Source organism: Alteromonas portus (assembly GCF_005117025.1).
GTDB lineage: Bacteria > Pseudomonadota > Gammaproteobacteria > Enterobacterales > Alteromonadaceae > Alteromonas > Alteromonas portus.
Genome location: NZ_SWCO01000007.1, coordinates 111,619 through 123,659, shown reverse-complemented (window position 1 = coordinate 123,659; position 12,041 = coordinate 111,619). Strand labels below are relative to the sequence as shown.

The window sequence follows — 12,041 nt, the reverse complement described above, 5'->3', positions numbered from 1 at the left end:
GAGTCACATCTCTCTTTACAGCGAACTGCTTCTAAACCAAAGCGGTTACTGACAATTGCTTACCTAGTTAAGAAACAACAACTTCCCGAACACGCTCAGCGAAGCGAACTGATGCGTAAGCTAATGCAAAAAAGATAAGAAAGCCCCAACCGATGGGCATCAAGTTTCCATTCAAAAAACTATCAACGATCAGAGCAACGGGCACTGAGAATAAGCTTGAAAAGCAGCCAATAATTGCAGCACCTAAGCCTGCCATATCGCCAAGAGGCTGCATTGCCATAGCGTTTAAGTTACCAAACAGTATGCCCACAAAGAAAAAGCCAACAAACATAACGGCCACAGTCGGAATTAACGGCGGCAGACCATCGTAAGCAAATAACAGTGCCAAATACACCACCGCAAAACAATTTACTCCTTTAAGCGCAAATCGACAGAGCTTACGCATGCCGAAGCGCATAACCATTTTTCCGTTAAAGTAAGAGGCAAGACCGATAGAAAAGGCAAGAGTAGCGAAGATATAGGGGAACCATTCACCTACATTGTAAAACACAGTAAAAATGGTTTGTGACGCGCTTAAATACGCCAAAAACGCCCCGAAGATACAACCCATGGCAAAGGTATAACCCATAACTTCTGGATGGGTCAGAATAAACTTTGATGATTTAAAAAAGTGTGCCCGCGAGAATTTCCTGCGCTTTGCACGAGGCAAGGTTTCGCCTTGACGAGAAAAGAACCAAATCCCCGCCATAGTAGCAACTAGCAGAAATAGCGTGAATATATGGAACCATGACGTCAATTCCATCACCGTTTGTCCGATAATGGGGGCCAACATGGGCACCAATATAAACACCATCATGATAAATGACATGACCTTTGCCATTGCATCGCCCACGTATAGGTCACGAATAATGGCCATAGAGGCTATGCGAGGGCCTGATACGCCAAATGCCTGAATAACACGCCCCACCAGCATAGTTTCCAAGTTGGTCGCCAACATACACACAAAAGTACCAATGGCAAAAATACACAGCCCCACCAAAATAGTAAGACGGCGGCCCCGACTATCTGAAAAAGGACCAAAGAACATTTGCCCAAATGCCATTCCCAAAAAGAATACGGTCACAATTAAGTGGGTTTGATGGTCCTCTTCCACATTCAATGACTCGCCAATTTGAATAAGTGCGGGCAACATAGCGTCTATACTGAGTGCCACCAGCGATGTCATGGTTGCCATCAAAGCAACAAATTCAACAAGGCCAAGAGCGGGTTTTCGCACAACTGCAGTATCATCAGATACGCCATTAGATGTCTGGGGCATAAAGTCTCGAATTTGAAATAGAATGGGGAAATAAAAAGGCGCGATATTATCGCGCCCTAAATATTATAACTGAAACGTGGTCAAAAAGCCGTCAATTCCGGCACACTTGTCGTAAATACTCACACCTTTAACGGTAACTATTCGGTTGTACTGTCTGTCGCCGCCGTTTCCCCGCCTTTGGCGGGTTTCAAATACGCAGCTAAAAACGCATCCATTTCCTTAAAGAACAGGTGTCGGTTACGCTGAATTGATAAATGGTGGTCGCCATTTTCTAACTCAACATACTTAAAGACTTTGTCGAGATCTTCTAATTCATCGGCCATGTAGCGACTATGAAGGGGTGGAACAATACGATCTTCTTCGCCATGCACAAGTAAAATAGGCGTTTTAATTCCTTTCGCGTTGTAATAAGGCGAGCGCGCTTCTAAATCATCGTAGTCGTCACCAATTTGATTTTTAACAAATTCGTTATTGAGGAAACGGCGAGAATGAATGATGACGTGCTTAAGCGAACTCACACCAGCAAAACTTACAGCGCATTGAAATAGTTCAGGCGTTTTAACTGTTGCCATTAATGCTGCATAGCCGCCATAACTTGCGCCAACTATGCACATGTTATCTTGCTCTGCGTACCCCTTTTCTACCATCCAACCTGCTGCGTCAGTGATATCGTCTTGCATAGCTAACCCCCAGCCCTTCATTTGGCTTTGAGCAAAGCTATACCCGTAACCTCTAGAACCTCTAAAGTTAGGGCGTAAAACCGCATAGCCTTTCGAAGTGAAGTATGCTGTCCAGTAGTCAAAACCACTGAAATCCCGGGCACCTGGGCCGCCGTGAGGGTGAATAATAGTTGGGAAAGGCCCGTCACCTTTTGGTAGGGTTAGATATGCTTCAATTTTGATACCATCTCGGGCTTCGTACTCAATCAATTTATGTTCGGATAATTGCGTCGAGTCTATTTGGCTATATTGCTGAAATAGCACATTCAGCGTACCTTCTTTACGATTACCCAATAAGTATACGCCAGGCAGTACATCAGACTCCGAATAAACAATATAGGTTTGCTCATCGTCACTAAAGCTGATTAACGTATTGTTGTACTCAGGGAGTCCTTGGTCGATACCATTTTGAAGTGCAACATAGCGTTCATCCCAATAGAAACGACCGTCATGACGTACACCTATTGCATCTCGAGTAACCGGCGAGTAAATGAGGCTTCCGTTAACGTCATAGCCTTCATCGGCATATACCTCAGTTCGCTCATTGGTTTTGAGATTTAGAGTATAAAGAGCGCGGTAATCGCCTTTGTAGCCTTTGAAATAGAGAATATTTGGGTCTTTCGCAAACCCTACTGGGTATTCCCCTTTCTCTGTCATGGCGTTATAGGCAAACAAGGTTCGCCAACTATCTCCCTCTTTTAGGAAGACCTCGCGCTCACCGTCGTCATAATTGAGTGAAATACCAATACGTATGTTACTCTGTTGGTCGGTAAGCCAGTCTCTAATGCGCTTTTTACCGCGCATAACGCGACTTACACCGCCTGTATTAACATTGACTTTATACACTGAAGGTAAGCCTAACACTTCGGCATCTATTGCTATAAGAACATGATCTGGATCATCGGGTAGCCAGTCGATAACCTCATCTTGAAATTGTGGAATGTGACTCGGGTTACCAGCACGACGCTTTAATCGCTCCCACTCAACCATGTTAAACGCACCGCCCTCACCATCAAATTTAATACTTAATAGGCGGGTATCATGCACTTTTGTGGTACCACGGCGAGTTTCATAGCGTGCACTTACCACAATACGTTCGTTGTTTACCCAGTGGTACCAGTTAATCTTTACTCGCTCATTGTCAGAGCGCAGCAGATAGTGCTTTTCGCCCTTTTCCAAGTCGAAGGTAGCGAGCATGGCAAACGCCTCTTCTTGTTCGACATTTTGAACAAAGGCGATTTTCGTCCCATCTGGTGATAAAGATGGTGTCCAATAGGTTGGCAGCGTGCTGAAAGCATCGTAGCCATTTTTCGGGCCAGCCGATTCAGCGCTCAACGTGGTGGAAATAGCTAGCAGTACTAGGGCAATAAGCGTAATAGGTGAGAAAGCCTTTTTATAAGACATAACATTCCCTTGTATTTTTTATTGTGGGCGGAACTTAGCTAATGAGCAAACCTCAAAGCTATGTTAATTCGAGTATACAAATTTGTGAAAGAATGTACAAAAAACAAACCTACATAGTTTGATATAAATAATATTGGCGCAATAATTTGATCTCTCGTCGCACTTTGCGAATACAAAATGCAAATGTGGTACTATCAACCACAGATATAATATGGATTTTACCCTCAAGCGGTAAGCTTCCAAGCCCAGCGTTACCTTAAGGATTTAGCCTTTTCATGCCTTCAACTTGGAGCAGGCTTGCTACTTTGCAAGACCTATTTTTCCGACAATTTGTGCTTAGAAGACCCCACGCTTTTTCTTTATTAGCTAGGGGTTTATGCTGCACGCTGTTGTGCATGATATGTACGGCATCTTTTGCTCAAGAGTCAATCACTTACGATATTCAGGGCGTAGAGGATTCGAAACTTCGTAATAATATTCGTCTGCATTTAAACGGGCTTGATGTTGAAAAGGCACTGTTAACTGACCCCTACTGGCAAGACGAAGTTGCAGAAGCGGTTGCAACAGCAGTACAGCCTTATGGCTATTACAACAGTGAAACAACAGTACGCATACAAGAGGGTGATAAGGTAGCCGTAATGGTTGCGTTAAATACGCCGTTAACGATTAATAAGGTGACCCGCGAAATCATTGGGGCAGGACGTGAAGACAAAGCGTTTAGAGAACGATTTAATTCGTTAAAACTCAAAGAAGGCGATGTGCTCAATCAAACCATTTACGAATCGTTTAAATCCTCCATGTTTAACTACGCGTTATCCAATGGCTATTTTGATTACTTTTGGCAGGCAACTCGCTTGGATTTGGTTCGCGACGAAAAGCAAGCGAATGTACTTTTGATTGCGCAAAGCGGGCCGCAATATCAATTTGGCGAGTTAAAGTTTGTAGGGGATGATAAAGCTAGAGAGATTATCGAGCGGTTAAAGCCTTTCAAAACAGGTGATGCATATTCGTCTGCAATACTTGGCGATTTCAACCGCAGCTTAAATCAATCTGGGTATTTTACTCGTGTTATTGCCCGTCCAGTGGTGAGCGACGCTGAAGGCTTACTTGTCCCGGTCGAAGTGTCATTACTTCATCGGCCCACAGATGCTTTTAACGTCTCAGTTGGCGCAGCCACTGATACAGGACCGCGGGTTCGCTTAGGCTGGGAGCGTCCGTGGGTAAACGATAAAGGACACTCGATTTCATCTGATATTTTTATTTCTGAGCCAGAGCAGTCGGTCACTGCCGACTACCGCATTCCCATGAGAAATATCACTCGCGATTACGCCAGCATCGAGGCGGGTTACCAGTTTATTGAATACAGCAACACGTCATTCGAAAGTGAAACGCTGTCTCTTTCTGCACATCGCTATTGGCAGAGTGATGATTCGCCCTGGCAGCATGATGGCTCTATTACCTATTTACGTGAAACCTATGATCAAGGGGAAATAAGCACGAATACCACCTCACTGGTATTGCCTGGGTATTCTTTAACCTATCGTGATAAGGATAGCGAGCTTAATGTCAGCAATGGTGCTTACTTACAAATGCTCACTCAAGTAGGTAGAGAGGGCTATGGGTCAGATATCAATTTTGCTAAAGCCGTTGCTGAAGCTATGTTAATCCGCACCTTTGACGACGTGCATAGAATTACCATTAGGGGCGAAGTTGGCGCTATTAAAACAAATAGTTTTGATGACGTACCGACATCATTGCGTTTCTATGCTGGGGGCGATCAAAGTATAAGAGGCTTTGAGTACCGTGAAATTTCGCCTCAAGCTGAAGTTATCGACCCAGAAACCGGTGAACTTGAGACAGACTCAATAGGTGGGAAGTATTTGTTCACATCAAGCGTGGAATACGCTTACCAGGTGGCGGATAACTGGCGAGTAGCTGCATTTATTGACGCGGGGACAGCCACAAACGACACCAGCACAACATTGTCATACGGTGTTGGTCCGGGTGTTCACTGGCTTTCACCCATTGGACCGGTAAGGTTTTACATCGCGAGAGGTTTTTCGCCTGACGAGAACACTTGGGATATTCATATAATGCTGGGGCCCGAGCTATGAGAAAGCGTACGCTCTCGGCTGTTTTACTTTCACCGGTTTTTATACTGGTTGGGATATACGCATTATTAATCAGTCCGTTAGGTGGCCCCACCGTAAAGTTACTGGCCAACACGTTTGTTGAAAACCTTTCTATTGATGCCATTGAGGGCGGGTTTGCCGACACTTTACAAGTGCACAATGTAGAGTGGGAAAATGACCAATGGAAGGTATCTGCGCAATACGCCTACATTGATGTAACATGGCGTTGTTTGTTTGAGCCCAGAGTATGCGTAAATGAGCTAACGCTTGAAAACGCAACGCTCAAGCAAATTGCAAGCCTCCCTGAGACTCCAGATGACACCCCCACAGACGAGCAGATCCAATTACCCTTGCCAATTGATGTTGGCTACTTAGCGCTGTCAAATATTAAGCTCGCCCTACTGTCCGTCAACGTGGAAATTGACGAACTAGAGTTAACTAATTTTGAAGGAAACAGTGCCCTTTTACTTGAAAGCTTAGCGACAAAAGGAGTTCGCATCGCTTTGCTAAGTGAAGGTTCCGCCTCGAATGCATCGCAAGTACAAAAGACTGGTACACAACCAACGCCTGGAAAGCCACAGCAGATTGCTGCCACCGACACGGCTACGAATAAAGAAGGGTCAAATACGGAAGAGGGTGATAATTCTTTGCCTACCTCCTACTCACTTAGCTACGACGCACCTGAACTACCTAAGATAACGACTCCCATTCCTTTGTCTCTTGGCACTTTGCTGGTAGAAGATCTTCAAATAACCCAAAACAGCAATGAACAGCGCATTCCTCTCATTTCGTTGTTGGGGGCACACTTCAAAGACAGCGATGTGGCTGTTGAAGAAATGGCCGTTGTACATGAACAAGGTGAAGTGAAGGGTAAAGCAAGCGCCACCCTTAATGGCAACTACCCGTTGGATGTGGCGATTACCGCCAGAACGAAACTCGGCGATGCTCAACAAGAAGTTAAAGTAACTGCTGCAGGTGCGTTGAACGATTTGACGCTAGGCGTGATTGCCAAAGGAGCGATAACCGCAAATGCGAATCTCATCGCCAATATTTTAAACAACGACCTACCTATAACATTCAACGCAAACTGGCAGGAACAGGCCATTCCCACCATGGAAAATGCCATGCTTAAAGACGGGCAAGTCACCCTGTCCGGTACTATGGGGGACTACGTACTTAAAGGGTCAGGCGCTGCGACCTTGCCTGATATTGGCAATGTACCAGTGTCGCTTGACGTGGTGCTGAAAAAGAACAACATCTTTGTTAATCAAGCAAACATTAACGCGTTGGAGGGAAGTTTAACCAATACGGGTACGCTATATCTCAATGACAGTATTGCGTGGGAAGGTAAAACAACGCTCAAGAACGTGTCAGGCAAGCAATTTAGTAATTATGCCCCTGAGAAAATTAACGGGGAAATCGACAGTATCTTGCAATATTCTGAACGCGGTGGCTTACATATAAGTCTAAAAGATATGACGGTATCAGGCGTGCTTCAAAACAAACCGCTGCAAGTAAAAGGGAATGCGGTTTATGCTGGCCCAAGCGATTTATTTGTAACTAATATCAATATCACGCAAGAAAGAAACACTATCCGCGCCATTGCTCAAGTGCTCAATAAACGTCACTTAAATGCTGATGTTGCGATTAATGTTAACGCTATCTCAAGCCTATACCCAGAAGTTAACGGCGCGATAAGCGGTAATATAAATGCTACCGGCCCATGGCAGAACCCGAGCGCAAACGGAACCTTAGACCTTACAGACATCACGATTTCCCCTAATTTAAACGCTTCTGCAGCGCAGCAGGGGCCGTTAAATGGCGAGATTGAAATTAATGGAACCTATCGCAATCACTCTGCAAAACTTGATCTGGCAGTACCCAATAACAAGGTCGCGCTTTCACTTAAAGGCGCGTGGTCGAATAACCACTGGACTGGTGAAATCAGCGATACCGCATTAAAACTTGCCAATATGCAATGGACACTATCAAGCCCATTTAGTGTAGACATTGGCACCACACCGGTAACAGCCAAAATAGGTCAGCACTGCTGGACCTCTCGAAAGGAAGGCGAGTTGTGCATTTCAAACGTGAATTATCAGGGTGATAAAGCTAGCTGGGATATAAGCGCTTCATCACTGCCAATTGGGTTGTGGGCCAATGAGCTAGTGCCTACTGTTGTTTCAAGTCCTTCACAAGCAACGCTTACGGTAAAAACAAAGGGCAGTTATTCACCAAAGGACCCGATAGATGCAACATTTACCGCTTCAATGAGCGCGGCACCATGGCAGCTAGGAGAAACTCGACCGCTGACACTTACTATTAACTCCATAGAAACTAACGGAAAAATAAAGCAGGGGCAGTTAACGTCGACATCACTCATATCTAGCCAAGACATTGGTGACGCAACGCTTTCTTTAAATACTCGCCCTTTTGATGAGCGCATACCGCTTGAGGGCAAGTTAGTGATGGAAGGGCTTAACGTAGCGCCTTTCAAACCGCTTTCCCCGGCTATTAGAACCCTGACAGGAAAGCTCAATGGCGATATAACATTAAGTGGTTATGTTGACGACCCGGCTTTAAACGGTGAATTAAGCATTTCAAATGGTGCTATTGATATTCAAGATACTCCCGTGACATTGGCTGATTGGAATCAAAAAGTGGTACTTGATGGCCAGAACGCTGCCCTAGACGGCGCGTTTGTACTAGGTGGGGGTAAAGGTGCGCTTAAGGGCAATATAGACTGGTCGTCTGACCCAAGCGCGACATTCAATTTGAAAGGGAATGGCTTCGAAATCCGTCAACCAAACATCCGGCTCAAGGTATCTCCAAATATTGATATCGCGGCGACAAAAGAAAAAGTCGATGTAACCGGCGAAGTGAATATTCCGTGGGCGCGAATTGAAATTGAGTCGCTCCCCGAAAGCGCAGTTTCGCCGTCAAAAGACGTGCACCTGCGAGGCGAACCAGATAGAGAAGAGCCCTTAGACATGGTTCACGCTTCGGTACTAGTGAATATTGACAAAAACAAAACCGAAGAAGTGAAACTAGAGGCATTTGGTCTAACTGCTAGCCTATATGGCGGTATTAGGGTGAACACTCAACCTGCGCTAGTAGGTTACGGCGACCTCCAGATTCTGAATGGGCGCTATAGTGCATACGGACAACAATTAATTATTCAAACCGGCGAAGTGCAATTTAACGGTCCCATTGACCAGCCTTTGTTACTGGTTGAAGCCATACGCGACCCAGATAAAACCGATGACGACGTGATTGCAGGTATTCGCATAGACGGCGCAGCCGACTCACCGAGCATCAACCTTTTCTCAGAGCCTGCAATGGATCAACAAGGCGTGCTGTCTTACTTGCTTACAGGTTCAGGTCCGAACTCGGGAACACAAGATCCAAATTATGCTTCTTTACTATTAGGCTTTGGCTTGTCAAATACCAAGACCTTGACAGGGCAGGTGGGAAGCGCACTAGGTATCGATGATTTTAGTTTAAGCACTAACGAAGACTTACTGTCGGTAACAGGGCAAATTAACGAACGGTTATCTGTGGAATACAATGTAGATGTAGGCTTAAAGCAAAACGATGCCAGTAGTACGCTGCGACGCAGACAGCTTCCGCCTGACTTGGCGGTAAAATATCAGCTTCTACCAAGTTTATATTTAGAGGCTATTCAAACTACGCTTGAAGACCAGTCGGAGTTTGCACTAGATCTATATTACGAATTCTTCTTAGGCGATAACAGAACCCGCAAAGATAATGATGAAGACGAAGACGGTGGTGAACCTGACGATAGTAGTGAAAGCTCGCAAAACGTGCTGAATGATAAAGACGCTCCTAACACTACTAACAATAACTAAGCGCCCACACGCAATACACAGTCCTGCTGCATACTTGCGCCCTTAACGCTGCTGCGCCATCTTCTCAAGCGTTTCGAGTTGACGCTCAAAACGCTTTTGTCTTTTGTTCGCCCACACATACCACACTAGCATTACAATGCTTACGGAAGTCATGACTATTGAAATTCTCGCTAGTTTTTCAGATGCGAGATCACCGAAGAAATACCGCTCCAGCGCCAAACCTATCCCAAAAATCATACCTATCCATGTTGAGTGTTTGGTCATATAAGCGATCCTGGCGTTATTTTTAATTTGCTTAGTGAGTTTCGCGAGATGATCTGCAGTTTGTGTATTTTTATAGAATGCAGCTTCGCTTCTGAGCCATAGTTGGTAAGCGAGAAAAGGAAGAGACGATATTAAGATAAACAAAATTATAATTTGCGCGATATACGACATGTTGTCCCAATATTTTAAGAAGACATACACACCGGGAGCAATCATTAATAAATCCAATACCATATACCAGCGTTGCTTGATTCGTTCACTGCTTAGGCTGGCTTTTACTTCCGAGAGGTTGATAGTTGTAACTGGCTGAGCTTGCCATAGCGCAGAAAGGGCATCGTTTTGCTCATCGTCTACTGGTACTGGCGAGTTCGTTTGATTCTCTTTATCTGAATTATGCATGCGGTTGCTCCTGCATGATACTTTGCTTGGCGCGTTTTAATATCACACCAACATGGTTTTTAGTCAGACCACAGACGTCTGCAATTTCATCGTAACTTAAGCCTTCTAGAGAAAGTGTGAGCACTTGCCTTGATTGAAGCGGTAGCGCCCGTACCGCACGCAATAAGCGCTCTAAAGACTGGTGTTGACTGGACATTTCTTCTGGTGAGTGGGCATTACTCGCGAACCCGTCAGAACCTAGGTCATCGTGGTCATATTGATGGGTATCAATACGCTTCACTTGATTTGCTACGTGAGTGACTGCGCGGTTATGGGCTATTTTCAAAATATAGGTTTTCACGCTACTGTCGCCCTTAAAGCGAGACAGTCCCTGCCAGACGGCAATAGCAATTTCTTGCAATAATTCTTGCTGCATCGCTTCGTTTGCCTCATAGCTGTTGGCTACACGGCTTAGTATTGCCCCGTATTGCGCAAAAACATCTTCAAAACCCTGCCCCAACGTCACATCCCTAATCACAAAAGCTGTTGTTATTTTATTGTGTTGCTTCTATCAGTCTGCCCCCACGAATTTTTATTACAAACTTTTTTCGCCAATGCTGTAATTTTTTTAAGCAGCAAACGACTAGTTAAAACAGTAAGTGCAGTAGCGTGCGTTTAGGGCATTTTCCCTAAAAGCCTTCAACCTTGAAATTAGGATTAGGAAAACATTATGTCTACGTTAAGTTTAGTTTTGTTAATTGGCAGCATCACGTCGCTTGTGCTTTTGGCAAGCTACCTAGACGCAAAATTTCAGTGGCGATTAAACGACTGGATGAACGGCGAATGCAGCAACCCATTTGTAAAAGGCGTGACCGACAAACAGCAGCAGCGTTTGGAAGAAAAAGATGCGCAAATTAAAGCCTTGATGACGCGTATTGAAACTCTCGAAACCATTGTGACCGAGCCTGCTTATGAACTGAATAAGAAAATTAACGCGCTTAAATGAACCATATCACCAAGGCCTGTTGTTCTTTGATGTACAGGCCTTAGCTCGACTCCAGTTGGCGGCGCATCAAGCGAGGCACTTTCCCCATTGCAATGGCGTTGCCCATTAGCACTATTACCACCCCTACAACAGATAGTACGCTCCAGGTATAGCCTTCAAAAAAGGTGGAAATAACCAGTGCAACCATAGGGTATACCAAGACCACATATGCAGCCTTGTCAGCCCCCATTTGCTTTAACAGTTTCATGTACGCGCCAAACGCGAACACAGAGCCAAAAATAGCCAAATAAAGCAGCGACAGATAGAAGTCGGCATGAGTAGGAATAACCAACTTACCCGGCATTGCCAGTGAAGTGATGAAAAGCAGCACCATGGCATAGCTCATTGCATAGAAGTTCATTTGGATAACAGGCGTACCCGAGGTCAAAATACGCTCTGAGATAACGTTACCTGTTGAAGCGCAGAAAAAGCTGACAAACGCTATGGCAAGACCGGTAGCAAGCGCCGCATCCATGGAAACTTTGGAGAACTCAGGCACAAACAAACATACAATGCCTACCAAGCCAAAAGTAGCGCCTATAACCACTTCTTTTCTTATCGGCTCTTTCAGCCACCAGCGCCGAAGCACAACGTTAATGTAGATAATGCAAGAGCTCATGAGAGCTAGCAGCGCGCTAATAATATGGGCTTGCGCCATATACAACAGCGTGTAGTTTAAGCTGTATAAAAAAAGGCCGACTGCGGCCATTTTTACATGAACATGTACCGGTAGCTTAAGCGGTAAACGCTTAACAACGCAGTAAGCCCCCAGGCAAGCCGAGGCTAATAAATAACGCAGTGCAATGGCAAAGGTTTCAGAGGTATGCCCTATTTGATAAGTGATGGCAATCCAAGTCGAGCCCCAAATCAAACAGCACAAAGTAAATAAGGTCGCGTTATTCATGGTGGCTT

The 12,041-nt window shown here is 45.0% G+C and carries 8 protein-coding genes; 3 read left to right on the top strand and 5 right to left on the bottom strand.

Annotation, left to right across the window (positions count from 1 at the left end):
• Nucleotides 1-67: 67 nt before the first annotated feature.
• Together E5672_RS12230 and E5672_RS12225 are read right to left on the bottom strand one after the other, a co-directional pair.
• The gene (locus tag E5672_RS12230) at nt 68-1,318 is read right to left on the bottom strand and encodes a multidrug effflux MFS transporter (RefSeq protein WP_205676494.1); all 1,251 of its coding nucleotides are present in this window, start codon (nt 1,316-1,318) and stop codon (nt 68-70) included.
• Nucleotides 1,319-1,455: 137 nt separating this feature from the next.
• Complete coding sequence (locus E5672_RS12225; protein ID WP_136782446.1) at nt 1,456-3,441, bottom strand: alpha/beta hydrolase family protein; 1,986 nt, start codon at nt 3,439-3,441, stop codon at nt 1,456-1,458.
• 275 nt (nt 3,442-3,716) lie between these two features.
• On the opposite strand from E5672_RS12225, the gene E5672_RS12220 reads away from it, so the two are divergent.
• Together E5672_RS12220 and E5672_RS12215 are read left to right on the top strand one after the other, a co-directional pair.
• Complete coding sequence (locus E5672_RS12220) at nt 3,717-5,555, top strand: autotransporter assembly complex protein TamA (RefSeq protein ID WP_136782445.1); 1,839 nt, start codon at nt 3,717-3,719, stop codon at nt 5,553-5,555.
• Complete coding sequence (locus tag E5672_RS12215) at nt 5,552-9,442, top strand: translocation/assembly module TamB domain-containing protein (RefSeq protein ID WP_136782444.1); 3,891 nt, start codon at nt 5,552-5,554, stop codon at nt 9,440-9,442. The genes E5672_RS12220 and E5672_RS12215 overlap by 4 nt, the downstream gene beginning before the upstream one ends.
• Before the next feature lie 42 nt (nt 9,443-9,484).
• Here E5672_RS12215 and E5672_RS12210 read toward each other — a convergent pair whose 3' ends face one another.
• The gene (locus E5672_RS12210) at nt 9,485-10,105 is read right to left on the bottom strand and encodes a hypothetical protein (protein WP_136782443.1); all 621 of its coding nucleotides are present in this window, start codon (nt 10,103-10,105) and stop codon (nt 9,485-9,487) included.
• Nucleotides 10,098-10,604 (bottom strand): RNA polymerase sigma factor, encoded by a 507-nt coding sequence (locus tag E5672_RS12205; protein ID WP_136782442.1) that lies wholly within the window; start codon nt 10,602-10,604, stop codon nt 10,098-10,100. The genes E5672_RS12210 and E5672_RS12205 overlap by 8 nt, the downstream gene beginning before the upstream one ends.
• Nucleotides 10,605-10,814: 210 nt before the next feature.
• Between E5672_RS12205 and E5672_RS12200 the strand changes: the two genes are divergently transcribed.
• Nucleotides 10,815-11,090: a hypothetical protein gene (locus E5672_RS12200; RefSeq protein WP_136782441.1), complete on the top strand. Its 276-nt coding sequence runs from the start codon at nt 10,815-10,817 to the stop codon at nt 11,088-11,090.
• Nucleotides 11,091-11,130: 40 nt separating this feature from the next.
• Here the strand turns inward: E5672_RS12200 and E5672_RS12195 are convergent, their stop codons facing one another.
• The gene (locus tag E5672_RS12195; RefSeq protein WP_136782440.1) at nt 11,131-12,033 is read right to left on the bottom strand and encodes a DMT family transporter; all 903 of its coding nucleotides are present in this window, start codon (nt 12,031-12,033) and stop codon (nt 11,131-11,133) included.
• Nucleotides 12,034-12,041: the final 8 nt, after the last annotated feature.

Coding starts and splice junctions, on each gene's coding strand:
- E5672_RS12195 (WP_136782440.1), bottom strand. CDS start 12,033: ATGAATAACGCGACCTTATTTACTTTGTGCTGTTTGATTTGGGGCTCG.
- E5672_RS12200 (WP_136782441.1), top strand. CDS start 10,815: ATGTCTACGTTAAGTTTAGTTTTGTTAATTGGCAGCATCACGTCGCTT.
- E5672_RS12210 (WP_136782443.1), bottom strand. CDS start 10,105: ATGCATAATTCAGATAAAGAGAATCAAACGAACTCGCCAGTACCAGTA.
- E5672_RS12220 (WP_136782445.1), top strand. CDS start 3,717: ATGCCTTCAACTTGGAGCAGGCTTGCTACTTTGCAAGACCTATTTTTC.
- E5672_RS12215 (WP_136782444.1), top strand. CDS start 5,552: ATGAGAAAGCGTACGCTCTCGGCTGTTTTACTTTCACCGGTTTTTATA.
- E5672_RS12230 (WP_205676494.1), bottom strand. CDS start 1,318: ATGCCCCAGACATCTAATGGCGTATCTGATGATACTGCAGTTGTGCGA.
- E5672_RS12225 (WP_136782446.1), bottom strand. CDS start 3,441: ATGTCTTATAAAAAGGCTTTCTCACCTATTACGCTTATTGCCCTAGTA.